We start from the raw sequence: 19,705 nt of genomic DNA on the forward strand, positions 1-19,705 counted from the left end.
AAACCATGTTCCACGACACCGAATTGATCACACTTCTGCCTGCTTTCAGCGGGCCTCGCCTTCATCGATGACCTGAGGCGTGTAAACGGCCGTCTGTGTTCCTTGGTCCAGTAACGCGCCGCCAATCGCCAAGTAGGTGAAAATGGCGCATATCGCGAGGAGTAAGACGCCGATCAGGAAGGTGGGTGCCGCACGTCCTTCGGGAGCATTGTAGTCGTCTCGGTCGAACATTTTTCTCTCCCATTATCTTTAAAGGAGAACGTGTTCGTCCTTGACGAGTTCCCTCGCGGCCGGGATGGCGCGCCGATCGAAGGCCGTCAGGTTGCGGGTATCGCTTAAAAGAAAAAGCCCCGCTCGGTGGCGGGGCAAGTGACGCACCCAGTTGGCTCATGGATGCGGGGAAGATGTAGCCCCGATGGGAAGCTACGGCGCGACGCTAACCCTGCGTCGCGCCGCACGGAAGGTCTGATTCCGCGATTCCGGTACGCCTTCGCAAATATACTGACGCGTGGTTTGAGCGAATTACGCGGATGCGTGCTCTGGCGCTGCGCCGCTGCGGCCGCACGGAACCGGGCGTATGCTCGCGGGTTTGATCGAAGCACAGGACGGGAAGCGAACGAGGAATTCATGGCCAGCAGCGAAAAGCTGGAGCCGCGACATCCGTGAACGCTGTCCGGGAATCCGAACATGGCCGAGGAAAAGACGTCAATCTTCGCGTCCGGTGCCGGAGGCTTCGCCGGGCTGGAAAGCCGGGCACGGACCGCCTCTCGACCGAACGTGAGAAGGAGTTCTTGGAAATGGGAACCAGCGATCGCAACGACGGCAGGATAGAGACGAAGGCCCTCATCGCCGCCGCCATCAATGAAGTCGAAAGACAGGCAGGCGAAAATCCCTCCAGGTTGCGTGTTCAGCGAACGGGCGACAAGCTCTCCATCAATGGAGAATTCGATATGGCCGCACTCGTGATGGTGGTCGTCGGCTCGATGGTGGGCACCCCCTAGATCATTTCAACAGTGAACGCGAAAATTGCGCATGCCCGTCGGGGGAATGCGGTGCGGTAGTGATGCCCTGCAAAACAGTGGACCATCGTCGTTATCCGCGACCCGCCCGATCACGCGCGCTGACGCGCGGCAGAACCGATGCGCCGAAGGCTTCGATGAACTCGAGCTGATTGCGGCCGACGTTGTGAAGGTAGATCTCGTCGAAGCCAGCCGCTATATCCTCTTCGATCCAGGCGACGTGCCGCGCAAGATCCGAGGATATTCTGACGTAGGCGTCGAGATCTTCCGGCCGGACGCTCCTCGTCGCGGTCTCGATGTCGCCGGGGGTCCGCAGCGTTTCCGACTGGAACGCGCTGATCGCATTGCTCCTCCATTGGTCAAACGCGTTCTGCCTCGCCTCGTCGTCGCTACGCGCATACGAAATGTGCACCTGGAGATAGAGCGGCTTGCCGGCGCCGCCGCCGCGCCTGAAGGCCTCGACGATTGCGGCGAGCTTGTCTGGCGCCTGGTTGACGGTGATCAGGCCGTCCGCCCATTCTCCCGCCCATTCCGCAGTTTCACTCGTCAAGGCCGCGGCAATCAACGACGGTGCGTGATCGGGTAGGGTGTAAAGCCGCGCCTCGGATACGGCGATGGGTGCGTCTCGCGTGACCGTGCGCCCGGCCCAGAGCTCTCGAATGACGTCGACGGCCTCGCGGAGCCTGGCTTTTCGCTCCGCCTTGTCGGGCCAAACCCCGCCAACGACATGCTCGTTCAGGGCTTCGCCGCTGCCGAGCGCGAGCCAGGCGAGGCGTCGCGGAAACATCTGGGCGAGCGTCGCCCCGGCCTGGGCCGTTATCGCCGGGTGGTACCGCCAGCCGCAAGGAACGGTAACGAGACCGAGGGATCGCTGCGTCGCCTGAAGAGTTGCGCCAAGCCACGCCCAGGCGAAACCGCTTTGGCCCTGGCGCTCGCTCCAGGGCGCCAGATGGTCGGAGGACATGAGACAATCGAACCCCGCTTGTTCTGCCGCCTGCGCCCAGCTCAACAGGTCGCGGGGGGTGAATTGCTCATGAGACGCGTGATATCCGATCTTCGCCATCTCAATCCTTCCTTCCCGAATGCAGCCATGTGTAGCCGAAGCGATCGAGGTCGATCGTCAGATGCTGCCCGGCAAGCTCGACCTCCCGATCGCTGAGGATATCGGTCAGCTTGGCGTCGATGGCACCAGGCAGTTCGAGTTCTGCCCGCCGCCGTTTGTCCGACAGATTGTGCAGCGCCACGAGCAGTTCAGTGCCGTCGGAATAAGCCAGAGCGAACAGCGCGGCATCTCCCGCGGGCAGCAGAACCGGCCGGCCCTTATGAAAGAGATCGTGGCGTCGGCGCGCGAGGATCATCGTCTTGACACGGTTCAGAAGCGAATGCGGGTCGCTGCGCTGACGTTCGACATTGATCCGCTTGTAAGAGAATGGCCCTTGGGAGACAGTCGGCTGAACGAGGTTTGCATGCGCTGACGTGGAAAACCCGGCGTTTGCCTCGTCGCTCCACTGCATCGGAACGCGCACGGTCTCGCGGCCGGGCCGGGAAAGGTCATCGCCAAGACCGATTTCATCGCCGTAGACAAAAACCGGGACGCCCGGTGACGACAGAAGCAGGCTGAAGGCGAGTTCGATTCGCGCCTGCTCTCCTTTGAACATCGGCGCAAGGCGCCGCCTTATGCCTCGACCGTAGATCCTCATATCCTCATCGCGGGCAAACGCAGCGTAGGTTTCCTGCCGAACGGCCTCCGACTGACGCGCCACATTGAGTTCGTCGAGGTTGCGGAGGAAGTTTGCCCAGCCGCAGTGGGGCGGCGGTTCCGGCGCAACCGAGAGCGCCTGGCAGATGACATCGGAACTCTGCCGCGCAAGACCCGCGACAAAGGCGCCACTCAGAATGAAGTTGAACAGGAGGTCGAGCTTTCCCTCGCCGAAATATTCGCGAAGCTTTTCCGGCGCCAGGTCCGCTTCGCCCAACAGGAGCCCGCCAGGGCGCCTGGCGTCGACCAGCGCGCGCATTTCTCGCAGAAAGCCATGGGGGTCCCGCGGATCCGCGTGTTCGATACCCGTTTCGCCGATCACGAAAGGCGCGGCATCCACGCGAAATCCATCGACGCCCATCGAAAGCCAATAGTCGACGACCCGGAGCATTTCGTCGCGCACCGCCGTATTGGCAATGTTCAGATCCGGCTGGAAATGTCTGAATTTATGGAAGTAGTAGGCTTGGGCGAGTTCATCATAGCTCCAGACGCTGTCTTCCTCGCCGGGGAAAGCGGTTTTGTTGTCCGGATCAACGGGGGGCGGATTCTCGGACCAGACGTAGTAGTTGCGGTAGCGGGATCTGGGATCACGGCGTGCCGCCTGGAACCACGGATGCTCATTGGACGTGTGATTGGCGACGAGATCGATGATGACACGAATGCCCTGTTCGCCGGCCGTGTGCTGAAAGTCGAGGAAATCGTCGAGCGTGCCAAGCGGCGTGTCGATGGACAAATAGTCGCTGACATCATAGCCGTTGTCGGCGAATGGGGACTTGAAAAACGGTAAAAGCCAGACGCAGTTGATGCCGAGCTCGTTTAAATAGGGCACCCGCTCTCTCAGGCCGACGAAGTCGCCTATTCCGTCGCCGTTGCCGTCGGCGAATCTGCGCACGTCGATGCCGTAGATGACGGCGCTCGCGAACCATGGTGCGTCTTTCATCGATGTCTCCTTCGTGAAGAAGTCCGCGCCGCATAAGCCGCGGTCGCCACGGCGTTGCGCGCTCGTGTGCCGCCGTCGAGGCGGGTGAACTGGACCACGACGGGCACATCCGCATCGATGACGGCGCCGAAGGCCTCGTCCAGCGGGAGGGCCTCGGGAAAGATCAGATCGTTGAAGCGGATGTGGCGGACCCGTCTTGGCGCGATATCCAGTTCGTAGGGCCCGACCGCCGGACGGTCCGCATAATGGATGTGCATGCGTATCCTCGCCGCGCTGTCGGAGCAGTTGAGCACGGCGAGCTCGTCGCGGCTGGTGAATTCGGGCTCGGGGCCGTTGCTTTCGAGAGGAATGTGTCCTCCGGCTATCGCCCATCGCTTTTTGCCGAATGCTTGCATGCATCCTCCTAACAGCCCAGAAGCCCGCGCAGGTAAGGCGTCAGAAAGCGCCCCTCGGGGTCCATCTCCTGTCGAAGGGCGAGGAAACGATCCCACATCGGGTAAAGAGCCCTGAGCTCGGGTGCTCGCAGGCTGTGCTTCTTCGCCCAATGTGGCCGGCCGCCGTGGTCACGCAGGATCGGTTCAAGATCGAGAAAGAAGTCCCAGTAGGGCAGGGACGCGTTCTGGTGAAGCGATATGCTTACGGAATCCCGCCCGTGCGCTTCGCTGAGCCATGTGTCGTCGCCCTTGATGTAGCGGTAGAGCAGACGCCAGCCGACCGAACGGCGCCATCTTTCCTTGATCCGCCCGCGCAACGTCCTGAGGCAAGTCGGTCCCGCCTCGGCAGGGACGCAATACTCCATCTCCTCGAAACGGTAGGGCAGATCACTGTGCTGCGGAATGACCTCGTGTGGGCTGCCGATTTCATCCTTGGCCAGCCGGGCGAAGGCGCTGTAATCCTTCTCCTCGCCGGGCGGGTTGATGCAACGGAGCTTCACCTCGTCGGAACGGGGGTACCAATAGAAATCGAAATTCCTGTTCTCTCGGGCAAGCTGCTCGAGTGCCTCCATGCAGGGCTCGAAGGCCAGACACCATTCCTGGCGGTGCAGGTCGTGCAGCGGGTCGAGCTGGAGCGTGGCCCAGGTAAGAATGCCGAGCGTTCCGAAGGAAACACGAAATGCCCGCAGAAAATCCGGCTCCTCTTCAATCCCGAATGTCCTGATCTCTCCTCTGGCTGTGACGAGGCGGCCGCCAATCAGCATCATCGACAGATTATAGAGTCCTCGGCCGGACCCATGAGTGCCGGTTCCGATCGCGCCGCCGACGGTCTGGGTTGCCACGTCGCCGAAATTCGAGAGCGTCAAGCCGGCGGCCTCAAGTTCCTTGCTCAAGTGCGTGAGCTCAGAACCGCTGCCGACCGTGGCCAGATGGCGTCGCGCATCATGCTCGCGCAGACCGCGGATATGGTCGAGGGAAACGAGGATATCGTCCGTGACGAAAAGCGCGCTCGACGAATGGGCGGACCCGATCGGCCTTATGGTGCGGCCCTGCCTCGCGGCCGCACGCACGAGTGCCGCGACGTCCTCCTCGCTGCCGGGCACCTCCACGCGCGACGGCCGAAACCGCAGGCCGCCCGACCAGTTGTGAAAATCCTGGTCCAGGTTTTCCGAAGTGGCACTCCACGGTGTGTTTGGCATCCTATTCCTGGCAATAGGCGATGGTGCTCAAGAGAGCGTGATCCGGCCGGCGGGAGTCGAGCCGCGTCTGCTGCACGATGATCGGCACGTCGGACTCGATGACGCAAGCATAGGGCGTATCTCGCGGCACACGTTCCGGATCATCGAGATCGTTGAAGCGCAGATGCACGGTTCGACGGGGCGCAATGGCAAGGCGATAGGGACCGGCCGGTTCCCTGTCGGAAAAGAACACTGTGATTTCGATATTGGCCGGAATTTCGCCGGCGTTCAGAATGCACGCGCTTTCATGCGAGACGAGCGCGGGGTCGTCGCTAGCGCTGGAGGAAGGAATATACCCGTCGGCGATTGCCCATCGCCTGCTGCCCATCGCCTGCATCATCCTCAATCCTTAATACAAACTTGTGTCGACGCTCGCTCGAGGCCAGGCGGCTTCTACGGAATGCCCGGCAAGTCCGCCGTGTTCTCGTCCGGCGCCTGCTGCGTCCCCTGCGGGTTTTGATCGGCTGCGGCATTGCCCAGCGGAGAGTGCTTGAGATTTTCTTCGATCTTCTCGTGGCCCGGGGTTTCGGGCAGGGCGGCACGGAAATTGCGGGCGTAATCTTCCGGCATCTTCGGCGGCATCAGCGGCTCGTAGCGATCGACCAGCGCCTGAATGACCACCGGGCCTTCGACGGCGAACGCCTGGTCCATGATCTCTTCCAACCCGTCGAAAGACTGGATCGTGAAGCCGCGGGCACCCATGGCTTCAGCAGCGGCGGCGAAATCGATCGGAGGCAATTCGCAGGCGAATTGCGGATTGCCGAGAAACATCATCTGTTCCCAGGCGATCTGGTTCAACATGTCGTTTCGGATTACCAATAGTTTCAGAGGGATCCGGTGATGAATTGCCGTTGAGAGTTCTCCGAGCTGCATGGCGAAGCCGCCGTCGCCGACCACCGCATAGACCGGGCGGCCCGGCAGCGCGATGCCCGCGGCGATCGCATAGGGCAGGGCCGAGGCCATCGAAGCGAGAGCGCCCGATACCGAGAACATGTGGTCTGCGCCCAGATCGATATGGCGAGCGGTGAGTTCGGTGTTTTGCCCGGAGTCGCACACAAGAACACCGTTTGCGGCGATGCGCTTGCCGAAGGCACCGACTACCGGCTGCGGCTTCAGGGGAGAGCTCTTGTCTTCTTCCATAGACCTCAGTTCCCGCCGCCAAACCTGAGTGGCCTCCTGGGCTCGCTCGAGGAACGATCGGTCCGACTTCCGTTTGAGCCTCTTGTTGAGCATCCGCAGCGTCTCGTTTGCCTCGCCGACCAGGCCGACTTCCACCGGGTAACGCAGCCCGATGCGCTGCGGGTCGTGATCGATCTGGATACCGGCAGCCGCATTCGGCGCCGGATAGTATTCGATATAAGGGAAAGTCGAGCCGACGATCAGCAACGTATCGCATTGCTGCATGATGTCCTGCGATGGCGCCGTGCCGAGTATCCCGATGCCGCCGGTCGTGAGCGGATCGCCGTCGGGCAACACGGCCTTGCCCAGCAAAGCCTTCGCGACGGGCGCGCCAAGCAGGTCCGCCGTCTCGCGCAGTGCGTCTCTCGCCTCCAGGGCGCCGCGGCCTGCGAGGATTGCGACCTTCTTGCCTGCATTCAGAAGATCCGCCGCTCTTGAAAGATCGCTTTCGAGCGGGACGAGCCTACCGGCGAAATTGCGGCTCGGCATGTGTCCCGGGCGATTACGGCGTGAGCGCCCGCCGTCGGCCATTCGCTCCTGTACATCGTTGGCGATCGAAAGATGCGCCACCCCACGTTTCGAGAGCGCCGACCGGCAGGCAAGGTTGGCGAGATTTTCCATATGCGCGGCGTCGTTGACCTGCGCATTGTAGACCGCGACGTTGTCGAAGACGCGGGTCAGATCGACGTCCTGCTGCGAAAAGGTCTCGATCAGGTCGTGATACTGCATGCCGGTGATTGCCAATACCGGCATCTGGTCCAGCTTCGCGTCATAGAGCCCGGTCAAGAGGTTTGTGCCGCCGGGGCCCGACGTGGCGAGGCAAACACCGAGCCTGCCGGTGAATTTGGCATAGGCGCATGCCATGAAGGCGGCGGATTGCTCGTGGCGGACAGAAACGAAGCGGATGCGATCCTGCCGCCTTCTGAGCGCCTCCATGATGCCGTTGATGCCGTCTCCGGGCAGGCCGAACACGACGTCGACTTTCCATTCAATCAGTGTGTCGATGAGAATGTCGGCAGCGTTCGGCATTGTTTGCCCCTCCTCCGCTAGCAGCAAGAACGTGATTTTGCGGGTGTTCGGTTGAAGGTTCGGACCCTTCTAATCTCGCCCCCAGGGAAATGTTCCACCGGCAAGGCCTTGTCCCGTGGCAATGCCGGGGGAACAAATCGCGCTTGAAAAGTATTCATTTTCAGTCGCCACGCACCGGGATGGAAAGATTGGTCTGGAAAAGCGTGTTTACCGGAAGCCCCGCCGGCAGATGGCGTGGGGCACGCCGACCGATCATCAAGGAAGACGAGAATGTCTGGCGCAGTGCGCCGGCGCGGCGGCTGGCCTTCCTCATCGATGCAGCCGCCTATTATGCCTGTCTCGAGCGCACGCTCGGGCAGGCGGAAGAGCAGATCTGGATCACCGGATGGGACTTTGATCCGCGCATCAAATTGCGGCCCGCCGATCCACATGCCGAGGCGCTCGGTACCATGCTTGAACGCCTCGCCGCGCAACGACCAAACCTCAAGATCCGCATTCTCGTATGGGCAATGGGGCCGATCTATTCGGGAAAGTCGCTGCGGCTGTTTCGCAAACAGAAATGGGCTTCGCATCAGCAGATCGAGCTTAGGTTTGCGAGCCATCGCGCGCTGCGCGGATCGCATCACCAGAAGCTCGTCTGCATCGACGACAGCATCGCCTTCGTTGGTGGCATCGACCTTACTGCCCGGCGCTGGGATCAGCCGGAGCACGCGGCCGAGAGCAAGCTGCGTCGCGATCCGGACGGTAAACCCTACGATCCGGTGCACGATATCCAGGTCGTGTTCGAGGGTGAGGCAAGCCGCGCGATAGGGGACCTCTGCCGCGCCCGCTGGAAGTCGTCCGTCGGCGAAGAAGTGGAGGCTCCCTGTTCGAAGGCTGTGGCGTGGCCGACCCGCACGACGCCGGTCCTGGAGGATTGCCCGGTTGCAATCGCCCGCACCGAGCCTGCCTCCGACGAACGACGAGGGCGGCAAGAGGCGCTGCGGCTTACACTTGATGCCTTGCGCAGCGCACGCCGCCACATCTACATCGAGAGCCAATATTTCGCCTCGCGAAAAATAGGCCACGCGCTTTGTGAGCGACTGCGGGAGCCGGAGGGACCGGAAATAGTGGTCATCACCACGCACAGCTCGCACGGTTTCCTGGAACGCATCTTCATGGGTGGAAATCGCGACCGCCTCACTCGATTGCTGAAGCAGGCCGACCGTTACGGCAGGATGCGGGTCGGCTACCCTGTGGTGCCTACGGCCGACGGATCCGAACAGGAGGTGATGATCCATTCCAAGGTGGTGGCGATCGACGACCGATTTCTTCGGGTCGGTTCGTCCAACCTCAATCATCGTTCGGAAAGTCTCGACACGGAGTGCGACGTCGCCGTCGAAGCGGCCAGCGAGCAACACCGAGCCGCACTCGCCAGGATCCGCAACAGACTTCTGGCAGAACATCTCGACGTCGAAGCAAGTGAGGTCGAAGACACGTTACGAGAGACAAGCTCCCTCGTGGCCGTCTTCGACAGGCTGAACGCGCGCCGGCGCGGCATACGTCCCTTCGATGGTGTCGACGACGGCGGTGCGACCAGTCTTGTCTGGGGCACCGGGCTCGTCGATCCGCGCAGACCGATCAGGCCGTTCTATCGCCTGCATGTACTGCTGAGACGCTGGGGTGGTCAGGTCTTCGCCTTGTTCGCAAGGCTTCTTCCGTCATCCTGGCGGCCAAACTCAGCGATCGACAGCGAAATCAAGCCAAGTGGCAGCGGCAGGAAGAAATAGATAGCCCGGAAGGCGATCAGCGCGCCGACATTCGCCGTCTGGCCGAGCAGAAACGCAATCGTCGCTTCGAGCACGCCGATACCCCCTGGAACATGGCTGAAGAGTGCGGCCACGTTCGCACCGACATAGGCCGTCGCCGTGTCGAGGAAACTTGGGTCTCCGAAGGTGAGCAGCAACTGATGCAGGCATGCGCTGACGCAAAGGAAATTCGCCGTGCCGACAATTACCTGGCAGGCCGCGATCCGAGACGAGGGCAACTTGAAGGTCCAGCGAAAGACGCGAACCGAAGCCCGGAGAAAGTGCGCAAGCGCCACATAGCCGATAGTGGCTGCAATGCAGGTCGTGCCGAGAAGGAGTGCGGCGGTTCTGGAGAATCCAGTGATGCGCGCGGCACCGCCCGGCATGATCAGACAGCAGAGGCCGGCCAATGTGACGAGGCCGAGGCCGACGGTGATGCCGCAGAAGAGGATGACCTTTGCAACTTCTTCGGCACTCAGCCCCCAGCGCGAATAGAACCGATACCGGATGGCACCGCTGCTCAAGGCGGCCCCGCCGACATTGTGGCCGATCGAAAGACTGGTGAACGAGGCGATGGCAACCTGTGGATAGGCAAGCTCGCGCCCGACATAGCGAATGGCAAGCGCGTCGAAGAGCGTCAGGCAGAAATAGGAGAGAAAGACAAAACCGATGCCCGCCAGCAGATGTCCGGCCGGAATCTGCATGATCGAGCTGACGATCGCATCAAGGCTCTGTTGGCTGAGAGTGCGGTAGATCAGCCAGCTCGCCAGGCCAATGGCGGCGGTTATCAATAGTCTTACTAGGAGTTTCCTGAACATCTGTCCTGTTCCTGTGCGTAACCACCGGAACGAAAAGCACGTGCCGCGTGTTCCCGAATGCGGGACCACTCTCGAAATCTGATCATGCGACGGCGGATACGATTCCTCACCTATAACGTCCACAGTTGCTTCGGTATCGACCGGAAGCTTGACCCTGCTCGCATCGCCGCCGTGATCAACGAATGCCGGCCCGACATCATCGCCTTGCAGGAAGTCGACGTCGGTCGCGCGCGCAGCGGCGGAATAGATCAGGCTCACATGATCGCCACGCATCTGCAGATGGAGGCGCAGTTTCACCCGGCTCTTCATTTGGAGGACGAAAAATATGGCGATGCCGTACTGACGGCGCTACCGACGCGGCTGGTCAAGGCGGCCGCCCTGCCTTCCTCCGGCGAACCGCGAGGAGCGCTCTGGGTGGAAATCGACCTCGCCGACGTCAAGCTTCAGGTCATCGTAACCCATCTCGGGCTTCGCGGTTCTGAGCGCCTGCGCCAGGCAACGACCCTTTTGGGGCCTGGGTGGCTTGGAGCAGTGGAGGAAGGTTCCCGCGTGCTTCTGGCAGGCGACCTCAACGCGACTGCGCGTTCCACTGCCTACAGGCTGCTGGCCCGACAGCTCAGGGACGTGCAACTCCTGACCAACGCAAAGCCGCGGCCGACCTTCCCCTCGCGGTTACCGCTCCTGCGGATAGATCACGTCCTTATTGGCGAAGGAATAGGCGTGGCTGCGTGCAACGTGCACAACAGCGCCTTGGCACGCGTCGCTTCCGACCATCTTCCGCTCCTCGCAGAGCTGGATGTCGATCTTCAAACCGACGAACGGAAACACTGCGAGACGATTGAAGACAATGCGCCATGAAATCGCGCCGCAGCAAACTGGACCATTGCCGCGGAGCTCGGCGATCAAATGTCGAATGGCAGGCGCTTGACCGCGCTCACATGACCAGTTGCCCGGCCATGTCCTTGGTGAGCAATTTCTGCTCCTCGCGCACCTGCTTTGCCGTTTCGGCGGCAACATCAGAGCCGATCTCGGCAATGCGTGCCGCTTCGTCGGAATAGTCGAGAAACGCATTCTGCCAGAAGCTGCAACAAAGGTCGAAGGCCTCGTTCACATGGTCCGGCGAGGACAGGTCATCAATGAGTTTCAGATCCTGTTCGCTTCGGTTCTTCAGGAAAGCCAGCAACTCGACCTGATAACGCAGCGTCATCCTCAATGCCTCCGCCTGGAGGCGTCCCATCGAGAGAAGGTATTTTGCACCATCGGCCATCGTCGGCCAGCTTGGCGATGGAAAGGTCGTCGTAGGGCTTGCGATCATATTTGGCATCGACACGACTCCTCGTTCACAGGCTCGTCATTCGGTCGGCAAGACGGCTTCTCGATCGGTCAGCCGCATTGCCAAAAGCGCAGAAGGGATAGAGCCATGAGTTTAAGGTGAAACGCTCGGCATTTCGAAAGAAAATTAGGCCCGCCGGTTCGTTCGATCGTTGATCCGCATCAACCTACGTCGATGGTGCAGGGTCTCATGATCCCCGGTGTATACGGGCCGGGCCGCATGTGGACGTCGCAGCGTTCGAACGCTGGAGGGAAACCGCAGTCGCTTTGGGCCGACTCCGTTCGTCGCCCGATTTGCGGAACCGAGGATCGATCGTCGGTGCCGGTCGAACTGCTACCATCAGTTCGTCGCGGGCCGGTTTAGCTGGACCGCGTGGCGACCCAGCTATGCCATTCATCCTCGCTGCCGTGGAACACGTTGAGGTCGATCCTGCCGTCGACGCCGTGCGAGAGGCCGGAGCCGGAATATTGCCAGAAGAGCCATTTCCGTCCCGGATAGACCTTGGAGGGGTGGGCGGCCACCGAACGCAGCCAGAAAGGATGGTTCGGGAACGCGCCCTTCAAATTGTCGCGATAGAAATCCGGCGCGGTGTAGATGATCGGGCGCTGGCCATAGTGTCTTTCCAGTTTGTCCATGAAGACCTGCATCTTTTCGAGCACCCGCTCGCGCGAGGGGCGTCTTTTGCAGCTCGATTCACCGTTCCACTCGACGTCGATGACCGGCGGCAGGGCGCCTGCTTCTCGCGGCACGTTGCGGATGAACCAGTCGGCCTGTTCGCCGGCGGTCCGGCACCAGTAGAAGAAGTGGTAGGCGCCGCGTTTCAGCCCGGCTTCCTTGGCCCTGCGCCAGTTCTTCTTGAACATCGGATCGAGATGGTCGCCGCCGTCGGTCGCCTTGATATAGGCGAAGTTCGCCCCCTGTGTCCGCAACTTCGCCCAGTTTATGTCGCCCTGCCAGCGGGAAACGTCGACGCCGTGCACCGCAAGTTTCCTCGGCGAGCTTCTGCCGAAATTGATGGGCTTGGCATCGCGGAAGCGGTGACCGTAGATCTGCGCGCGTGTCCGTGGTGCCGCGCCGGCTGCCGGGTTTTCCGGGGTGAGCAGGGCGATCGGTCGTTCCGAAGGAACGGGCATGCCAGCTGTTCTGGCCACCGGCACGAATGCCTGCGGCTGCGGAGCGGGACCAGCCCACGCCAGCATTTCCTGTGGCGGGGCCGCTTGCGAAGCGGCCGTGCCGACATTCGCGGCAGGCATGGGACTGGGCGACCGGGCAACGGAGCTTGTCGTCTCCTGCGACGGTTGCTGAGCGGCAACCCTATCCCGATTGGAACTGAACCCGCAGCCCGACAAAACGAGGCCGGCAAGGAGAACGACTGGCACAGCTGAAAGACGCATAGGGACCCGTACGCAAGACTATCGCCGACAGCGGAAAGCGCCGTCGACCCCACTGATGGGAATTGCTAACGGAAAATTACCAAAAAAGACTGAATCCGATCTTTGCCGACGTTGGATTTTGTTCTTCTCGAGCGAGGGAACGGATCGCCCCGATCTGGTGGAATACTGCGCGACAGGCCGCCTTGCTCAACGGTCGCGTGAAAGCCGTTTCGAGCATGAGTTGTTTGCTCCAGCGCAATGATCTTCGAACATTGGGTGCATAAAAGGTGAGGGAAGTATAACGCCGACTGGCTCGTTCCCCGGAAGGAAAACAGCGAATGCAATGCCTCAGATTGTTCCCGCTTGCATCGATCGGCCTCCTGCTTGCGGGCGTCTCGTTGTCGTCCGCGGCGGAATATCGGATCGGCGAACCGTTGCTTCGCCACGGAATGGAGATCGCTGCCGTTTACCTGCAGCCGATCGAAATGGAGCCTCCCGGCATGATGATGCCGGCGGTGGAGGCCGATATCCATCTTGAGGCCGATATTCACGCTGCGGCGGACAACGGGAACGGTTTTGCGGAAGGGGACTGGTTGCCCAATCTGCACGTCGAGTACCGGTTGACCAAAGTCGACGGTGGCGAGGAAACGGCAGGTTCATTCATGCCGATGGTGGCGAGCGACGGACCCCATTACGGCGACAACGTCAAGCTCATGGGGCCGGGCAAATACAGACTTGAACTGACCATCCACTCGCAATCGCACGACGAGACCGCCCATTTCGGACGCCACGTCGACAAGGAGACCGGGGTCGCTCCATGGCCCGAGGGATTTTCCGTCGACTATGAATTCACCTATGCCGGCGTGGGGAAAAAGGGCGGTTACTAAGCCTGTCCTGCTGTGCGAACGGGGCGACCGATCTTGACGGTAGCCGCTGCCCCGGTAGCTGGGGAGGCCGCGCGCATACGCATCGCCGCGCGGCCTTTCCGCAGCCCGCCATAACGACACCAGGAGGAACCATGGCGCCATTTCTGCGCGCCTACTCGGCCTACAGCCGCTTTACTGTCGGAGAAACACCCGGCTTGGTTAGCCACCGAACGCCACTATCGGTTGCGCTTTATCGAGCCTGTCGCTCGGGCGCCAGACCGCTGCTGCGGACAAACCGGGCGAATCCGTGGAACGTCGTATGACCACGCCCGTCTTCCTGTTGCGGCCGCAGCAAGATGTCTGGCAGCGGATCGGTGACTGGCTGGCAGAACGCCAGCGGCAAATCCGTTGGGTTCAATGGAGCGTCGTTCTTGTCTATGCGGCGCTGCTCGTCGTGCCGGTGCTTCTGCCTATGCCGGGCAACGCGGCGCATGTCTGGGACGATTTCACCCGCTTCGCGCAATTTGCGTTCTGGGGCATATGGTGGCCGATGGTGCTGCTTGCGACAGCGCTCGTCGGTCGCGTGTGGTGCGGGCTCCTTTGCCCGGAAGGGGCGATTTCTGAATTCAGCAGCCGACATGGACGCGCAGGCGGCATACCGCGCTGGGTCAAGTGGAACGGCTGGCCGACAATCGCCTTTGCCGGCACGACGCTCTACGGCCAGATGGTCAGCGTTTATCAATATCCGAAACCCGCGCTGCTGGTACTCGGCGGCTCGACGCTGGCGGCGGCTGTGGTGGGTTATCTCTATGGCAAGGAAAAGCGCGTGTGGTGCCGCTATCTCTGCCCCGCCGGCGGAGTCTTCGGCCTGCTCGCCAAACTCGCGCCGCTTCATTTCCGCGTCGATCAGGAGGTCTGGCAGCAGAGCCAACGTGTCGGGCTGAACCCAGGCGTGGTGAACTGTGCGCCGCTGGTGCCGCTGAAGACGATGCGCGGCGCGAGCGACTGCCATATGTGCGGTCGGTGCAGCGGATTCCGCGGGGCGATCCGGCTCGCCCACCGTTCGCCCTCTCATGAAATCGTGCATGTGGCGGGGGAACATCCGAAGCCGTGGGAAACGGTGCTGATCGTCTTCGGACTGATGGGGGTCGCCGTCGGCGCCTTTCATTGGACCGGGAGCCCATGGTTCAATGCGACGAAACAATGGACTGCCGAAAGGCTTGTCGAAAGCAACGTGCTGTGGCCGCTGGAGATTTCCCCGCCCTGGTGGGTGCTCACGAATTACCCCGAAAGAAACGATGTGCTGACGCTCCTCGACGGGGCGACCCTCGTTTTCTACGTGCTCACGACGGCGCTCGCCGCCGGGCTCGCGATCACATTGCTGCTCTCGATCGCGACGCTGTGCCTCGGCCGCTGGAATCCCGGACGATTTCATCACCTGGCGCAGACGCTCATCCCGATTGCAGCCGCCGGCGTCTTTCTCGGGCTATCCGCATTCTCGGTCACGCAGCTTCGCATGGACGGAATCGATCTGCCTTGGATCGACTACGCGCGCGTGGCCATGCTCATCGTTGCGAGCGGCTGGTCCGGCGCCCTGTTCTGGCACGTCACCGGCCTCTATTGCAGGGGTAAAGGCCGACGCCTGATGGCGCTTGCCAGCATCGGCCTCGCCATCGCGACCGCCAACACGGGCTGGTTCCTGTTTTTCTGGGGTTGGTAGCCGGCCGCCATCGGCACGCATCAATTCGAGCGGGCCGCACTTTGCCGTGTGTCGCCGCCAACGACCGGTGCCGTGCTCTCGCGCACGACAAGCTCGACCGGCAGCACGGTTTCGATATCGACGTTCGGCGCATCGGCATTCATCAACCGCAGCAGGATGTTTGCGGCCGCACGCCCGGCGCCGTGCTGCTGGATCCTGACGGTCGTGAGCTTGGGGCGGATGAGTTCCAGAAGCGGCATGTCGTTGAAGCCGGTGACGGAAACCTGGCGAGGACAATCGATGCCGCGTTCGCGCAGTGCCTCGATCGCCCCGAGTGCGAGACGGTCGTTGGCGCAAAGCACTGCGGTGAAGACCTCGCCCGAAGAAACCAAGGCGGTCAGGCAGCGGCGGCCCTCCTGTTCGTCGAAACGGGTGGCGGTGACGATCAGGTCCTCATCGATGGCGGCCGCAAGATCATCCGCGGCCTTTCGGAACGCGGCGAGGCGCAACTGTCCGGTCGAAAGATCCTGGGGGCCGGCGATATGTGCGATCCGCTCATGGCCGAGTTCGCGGAGATGCCGCAGCATCTGGCAGATGCCGGCGTCCTCGTCATTGATGACATAGGGTATGTCGGAAAACTCCACCTTGCGGTTGAGGGTAACGACCGGAAGCCCGTCCTGCGCCGCCTTGGCGATCGAAGGGTCGCTTCGCAGGACCGCCGCATGGATAATGCCATCGACGCCGCGATCGCGCAGAACATCCAGCAGGCGGGCCTCCCGGTCCCTGTCGCTGTCGGTATTGACGATGATCGAGGCGTAACCGAGCGGCTCGAGCACGCTTTCTATGCCGCGCAGGATCGGTGGGAAAATGAGATTGGTGATATCGGGGATCATCACCCCGACGCTCATCGTCCGGTTGGTCCTGAGACCCGCCGCGATCCTGTTCGGCCGATAACCGAGTGCGTCCGCGGCCGCCTGGATGCGTTTGACGACCTCTTCCGTGATGTTCTTGCGCTCGACCGGATCGAGCGCCCGCGAAACGGTCGAGACATGGACACCCGTCTCGCGTGCTATATCCTTGAGGGTAATTCTTTTTTTCAGCATTTCCTGGGCCCCGACATGGGACGCCATTCTACAAGGAGGCGACGAATAAGCAATCGATTGCACAATCTTCCTTGACGCTTGATAAACGTCATGTTACCCCTTCTGCGCAATCGTTTGCACGCGGATTGCCTTGAGTGACGCAATCTCGGGTGGCGGGCCACATCGGCGGTCTCGCGGGAGAGAGGAGTTCCCGCAGAGGAATGAGCCGTGTGTTGCCGGCTTTCTTTTTGGCGACGCGTGCAATCGATTGCGTGCAGTTTCGTGATGGAGAAGGAGGAGCATCAGTGAGACTTGGAAGAACTCGAAGAACTCTCGGAAGGTTTTTGGCGGTAACGACCGCCCTGGCTCTTGCGACGGCTGCGCAAGCGCAAACGCTGAAAATCGGCGCGTCCTTGCCGATTACCGGTGGCCTGTCGGTCAGTGGCGAGAAGCACAAGCGCGGATATGAACTCTGCACCAAGCTGATCAACGAAGCGGGGGGCATTCTTGGCCGTCAGGTCGAACTTGTGGTCAGCGACAACCGCTCGGACCCGGCGACCGCAATCAACCAGTATGAGCGTTTCATCAATGTCGACAAGGTCGATGCCGTTTATGGCACCTTCTCCAGTCGGCTGACCTTTCCGGTCGGCAGCATTCTTTCCAAATACAACATGGTTCACGCCGTTCCCTCCGGCGGCGCCTTGCGCATCTACGAGCAGGGATATCGGAACCTTTTCTATTTCCAGGTCAGCGCGGCGGAATACACCGGCAGGGACGTAGTCGCCGTGATCAAGGACCTCATCGCTGCTGGCCAAGGCCCGAAGACCGCGGCAATCGTTTCGGCCGACGACTTCTTCGCCAATGCAATTGCGGCGGGCCTGCTTGGCGAGAAGGTCAAGGACCCGGCAACCGACAAGGAGATTGCCGATCTCGCACCCGGCTATCTCGCAGACGCCGGCATCGAGGTTGTCATGCAGGAGAAATGGCCGGAGGAAGGTTTCAACGACTGGCTGAACCTCGCCAATTCGATCAAGCGCTCCGGCGCCGAGATGATCATAGGCCTTACCGCGTCGGCGGAAGAGGCGGTTCAACTCACTCGCAGCCTGAAAACCGTCGGCGCGACGCCGAAGCTCGTCTATCTGAGCCAGGGCGCACAGACGGAATTTATCGAGGGTGTTGGTGAGAATGCGGCCAATGGCGTGATGATCCACACCACCTGGCATAAGGACGTGCCTTTCGAAAGCACTCTTGCCGGCAAGCCCTTCAGCAATGCCGATTTCGTCAAGACCTTCGAGGCGGAATACGGCGTGGAGCCGGATGAAGACAGCGCCATCCCATTCGCCGTCTGCCAGGGGATCGAGCAGGCGATCAGCGGCGCCGGCACCACGGACAACGCCAAGATGGGCGAGTGGCTGCATGCGCGCACGAAGGAGGAACCGGTTCGCACTGTACTTGGCCGTTTCTCGTGGGATGAGCGCGGCCTCGCCAAGGACAAGTCGCACATCATGACGCAGTGGCAGGATGGCAAGCTGAACTTTGTCTATCCGACCGGCGAGTTCGAAGGCGTCGTTCCATTCAGCTATCCCAAGGCTGGCTTCTAAGCGTGTCCGGATGTGGCCAAGAACCCGCATCCGGACGGCAAGAAATCGTCTCGAGGAAATGGAGGTCGGGCCTATGCTCGAAGTGAAGAATCTTTGCAAGCATTATGGGGGCATCAAGGCCGTCGACGGTGCGACATTCACCGTTGAAAGGGGCTCGATCACAGCCCTGATCGGACCGAACGGTGCCGGCAAGACGACAGCCTTCAACTGTATCAGCCGCACGGTCACGCCGACATCCGGCGAGGTCTGGCTCGACGGCGTGCGGATCGATCAATTGCGGCCGCACAAGATCACATCAAAGGGCCTCAGCCGCACCTTCCAGATCTCCCGCAACCTCTCGGACATGACGGTCATCGAGAACGTCATCGTGCAGTCGCGGGTCGATGGCATCCGCGGCCTGCTGCGACCGGCCATGAGCGCGGAAGAGAAGGACAAGGCGATGACGATCCTCGACTTCCTCGGCATCACCCGCATCGCCTACGAAGACGGCCACAATCTCTCCTACGGCCAGAAGAAGCTGATGGATCTGGCGGCACTTTTGATGTCGGATCCGAAGATCATCCTGCTCGACGAGCCGGCCGGCGGCGTAAACCCCTCCTTGATGGAAGAGATCATCGGCCACATCCGCGCGCTCAACGAGAAGGGCCTCACGGTTCTTATCGTTGAGCACAACATGGACCTGATCATGCGGCTCTCCCACAAGGTGGTGGTCATGGCGCAGGGCCGCGTGATCTGCGAGGGCCCGCCGGAGGTGGTGCGCAAGGACCCGCACGTGCTCGATGCCTATCTCGGCGGTGTTCTCGAAGAGGAGGCTGCCTGATGACCGAGCTGCTTCAAGTGACCGACATCACGGCGGGCTATGGCGACGGACCGGCGATCCTCGATGGCGCGCATCTTACCGTCGAGCCCGGCAAGGTCCATTGCATCATCGGGCCGAATGGCGCAGGCAAGTCCACGCTGCTCAAGTCCATCTGCGGCATGCTGACGATCCGCAAGGGCGATGTGGTTTTCAAGGGCAAGCGCCTCAATGGCATGCGTCCTGACCAGATTCTGCGCGAGGGCGTCTGCTTCGTGCCCCAGGAGCGGGCGCTGTTTCCCAAGATGACCGTGCGCGAAAACCTGCGCATGGGCGGCTTCATCCTCGATGACCAAAGGGAGCTCGAGCGTCGGATCGGCGAAATCCTCGAGCGCTTTCCCATCCTGCGCGAGCGCGCAGACCAGCATGCCGGGACGATGTCGGGCGGCCAGCAGCAGACGCTCGCCATGGCCCGCACGCTCATCATCAAACCGGCAATCGTCATGCTCGACGAGCCGTCGCTCGGGCTCGCGCCGAAAGTGATCCAGGAGATGTTCGACATCATGAAGATGATGTCGGCCGAAGGCGTGACGGTTCTTCTGGTCGAACAGAACGCGCTTATGGGCCTCAAGAATTCCGATTGGGGCGTCGTACTCGATCTGGGCCGGACGCTGTTCGAAGGGCCGGCCGCCGACGTGCTCGCCGATCCGCGCATCCAGGAACTCTACCTTGGCGGCAAGAAGGCCGCCTGA

At 61.5% G+C, this 19,705-nt stretch carries 18 protein-coding genes and 1 pseudogene; 8 read left to right on the forward strand and 11 right to left on the reverse strand.

Annotation, left to right across the window (positions count from 1 at the left end):
- Positions 1-45: 45 nt before the first annotated feature.
- A complete protein-coding gene (locus tag ILFOPFJJ_RS25645; protein WP_173513385.1) occupies positions 46-231 on the reverse strand; it encodes a hypothetical protein in 186 nt (61 codons plus the stop codon).
- A gap of 566 nt (positions 232-797) precedes the next feature.
- On the opposite strand from ILFOPFJJ_RS25645, the gene ILFOPFJJ_RS25650 reads away from it, so the two are divergent.
- A complete protein-coding gene (locus ILFOPFJJ_RS25650; protein WP_173513386.1) occupies positions 798-1,001 on the forward strand; it encodes a hypothetical protein in 204 nt (67 codons plus the stop codon).
- Between the two features lie 91 nt (positions 1,002-1,092).
- Here the strand turns inward: ILFOPFJJ_RS25650 and ILFOPFJJ_RS25655 are convergent, their stop codons facing one another.
- The 6 genes from ILFOPFJJ_RS25655 to ILFOPFJJ_RS25680 are packed head-to-tail and all read right to left on the reverse strand — an operon-like array spanning position 1,093 to position 7,598.
- Complete coding sequence (locus ILFOPFJJ_RS25655; protein ID WP_173513387.1) at positions 1,093-2,082, reverse strand: TIGR03885 family FMN-dependent LLM class oxidoreductase; 990 nt, start codon at positions 2,080-2,082, stop codon at positions 1,093-1,095.
- A 1-nt stretch (position 2,083) separates the two neighbouring features.
- Complete coding sequence (locus ILFOPFJJ_RS25660) at positions 2,084-3,718, reverse strand: alpha-amylase family protein (RefSeq protein ID WP_173513388.1); 1,635 nt, start codon at positions 3,716-3,718, stop codon at positions 2,084-2,086.
- Positions 3,715-4,113 carry a sensory rhodopsin transducer gene (locus ILFOPFJJ_RS25665; RefSeq protein WP_173513389.1) on the reverse strand — a complete coding sequence of 133 codons (399 nt, stop codon included), beginning with the start codon at positions 4,111-4,113 and terminating at the stop codon, positions 3,715-3,717. The genes ILFOPFJJ_RS25660 and ILFOPFJJ_RS25665 overlap by 4 nt, the downstream gene beginning before the upstream one ends.
- Before the next feature lie 8 nt (positions 4,114-4,121).
- On the reverse strand, positions 4,122-5,351 hold the full coding sequence (locus ILFOPFJJ_RS25670) for a D-arabinono-1,4-lactone oxidase (RefSeq protein WP_173513390.1): 1,230 nt from the start codon (positions 5,349-5,351) through the stop codon (positions 4,122-4,124).
- 1 nt (position 5,352) lies between these two features.
- On the reverse strand, positions 5,353-5,730 hold the full coding sequence (locus ILFOPFJJ_RS25675; protein WP_173513391.1) for a sensory rhodopsin transducer: 378 nt from the start codon (positions 5,728-5,730) through the stop codon (positions 5,353-5,355).
- A gap of 53 nt (positions 5,731-5,783) precedes the next feature.
- The gene (locus ILFOPFJJ_RS25680) at positions 5,784-7,598 is read right to left on the reverse strand and encodes a thiamine pyrophosphate-binding protein (protein ID WP_173513392.1); all 1,815 of its coding nucleotides are present in this window, start codon (positions 7,596-7,598) and stop codon (positions 5,784-5,786) included.
- A gap of 121 nt (positions 7,599-7,719) precedes the next feature.
- Here ILFOPFJJ_RS25680 and ILFOPFJJ_RS25685 point away from each other — a divergent pair.
- Positions 7,720-9,367, forward strand: a pseudogene (locus ILFOPFJJ_RS25685) (phospholipase D-like domain-containing protein).
- Here ILFOPFJJ_RS25685 and ILFOPFJJ_RS25690 read toward each other — a convergent pair.
- Positions 9,265-10,203, reverse strand: coding sequence for a lysylphosphatidylglycerol synthase domain-containing protein (locus ILFOPFJJ_RS25690; protein WP_173513393.1), 939 nt, complete (start codon positions 10,201-10,203; stop codon positions 9,265-9,267). The pseudogene ILFOPFJJ_RS25685 and the gene ILFOPFJJ_RS25690 sit on opposite strands and share 103 nt — an antisense overlap.
- An 84-nt stretch (positions 10,204-10,287) precedes the next feature.
- On the opposite strand from ILFOPFJJ_RS25690, the gene ILFOPFJJ_RS25695 reads away from it, so the two are divergent.
- Positions 10,288-11,061 (forward strand): endonuclease/exonuclease/phosphatase family protein, encoded by a 774-nt coding sequence (locus ILFOPFJJ_RS25695; protein ID WP_173513394.1) that lies wholly within the window; start codon positions 10,288-10,290, stop codon positions 11,059-11,061.
- Positions 11,062-11,137: 76 nt separating this feature from the next.
- Here ILFOPFJJ_RS25695 and ILFOPFJJ_RS25700 read toward each other — a convergent pair whose 3' ends face one another.
- Both ILFOPFJJ_RS25700 and ILFOPFJJ_RS25705 read right to left on the reverse strand, forming a co-directional pair.
- Positions 11,138-11,527, reverse strand: a complete 390-nt coding sequence (locus ILFOPFJJ_RS25700; RefSeq protein ID WP_246299782.1) for a hypothetical protein — start codon at positions 11,525-11,527, stop codon at positions 11,138-11,140.
- 368 nt (positions 11,528-11,895) lie between these two features.
- Complete coding sequence (locus ILFOPFJJ_RS25705) at positions 11,896-12,930, reverse strand: glycoside hydrolase family 25 protein (protein WP_173513395.1); 1,035 nt, start codon at positions 12,928-12,930, stop codon at positions 11,896-11,898.
- A gap of 317 nt (positions 12,931-13,247) precedes the next feature.
- Between ILFOPFJJ_RS25705 and ILFOPFJJ_RS25710 the strand changes: the two genes are divergently transcribed.
- Both ILFOPFJJ_RS25710 and ILFOPFJJ_RS25715 read left to right on the forward strand, forming a co-directional pair.
- Positions 13,248-13,796: an iron transporter gene (locus tag ILFOPFJJ_RS25710; RefSeq protein ID WP_173513396.1), complete on the forward strand. Its 549-nt coding sequence runs from the start codon at positions 13,248-13,250 to the stop codon at positions 13,794-13,796.
- A gap of 298 nt (positions 13,797-14,094) precedes the next feature.
- Positions 14,095-15,495: a 4Fe-4S binding protein gene (locus ILFOPFJJ_RS25715; RefSeq protein WP_173513397.1), complete on the forward strand. Its 1,401-nt coding sequence runs from the start codon at positions 14,095-14,097 to the stop codon at positions 15,493-15,495.
- A 20-nt stretch (positions 15,496-15,515) separates the two neighbouring features.
- On the opposite strand, the gene ILFOPFJJ_RS25720 is transcribed toward ILFOPFJJ_RS25715, so the two are convergent.
- Positions 15,516-16,577 (reverse strand): LacI family DNA-binding transcriptional regulator, encoded by a 1,062-nt coding sequence (locus ILFOPFJJ_RS25720; RefSeq protein ID WP_173513398.1) that lies wholly within the window; start codon positions 16,575-16,577, stop codon positions 15,516-15,518.
- 323 nt (positions 16,578-16,900) lie between these two features.
- Between ILFOPFJJ_RS25720 and ILFOPFJJ_RS25725 the strand changes: the two genes are divergently transcribed.
- The 3 genes from ILFOPFJJ_RS25725 (at position 16,901) to ILFOPFJJ_RS25735 (ending at position 19,705) form a co-directional block, all read left to right on the forward strand.
- Complete coding sequence (locus tag ILFOPFJJ_RS25725) at positions 16,901-18,157, forward strand: amino acid ABC transporter substrate-binding protein (protein ID WP_246299784.1); 1,257 nt, start codon at positions 16,901-16,903, stop codon at positions 18,155-18,157.
- 73 nt (positions 18,158-18,230) lie between these two features.
- Positions 18,231-18,977, forward strand: coding sequence for an ABC transporter ATP-binding protein (locus tag ILFOPFJJ_RS25730; protein WP_173513400.1), 747 nt, complete (start codon positions 18,231-18,233; stop codon positions 18,975-18,977).
- Positions 18,977-19,705, forward strand: a complete 729-nt coding sequence (locus ILFOPFJJ_RS25735) for an ABC transporter ATP-binding protein (protein ID WP_173513401.1) — start codon at positions 18,977-18,979, stop codon at positions 19,703-19,705. The genes ILFOPFJJ_RS25730 and ILFOPFJJ_RS25735 overlap by 1 nt, the downstream gene beginning before the upstream one ends.

Origin of the sequence: Sinorhizobium psoraleae, from assembly GCF_013283645.1 — a bacterium.
Classification (GTDB): domain Bacteria; phylum Pseudomonadota; class Alphaproteobacteria; order Rhizobiales; family Rhizobiaceae; genus Sinorhizobium; species Sinorhizobium psoraleae.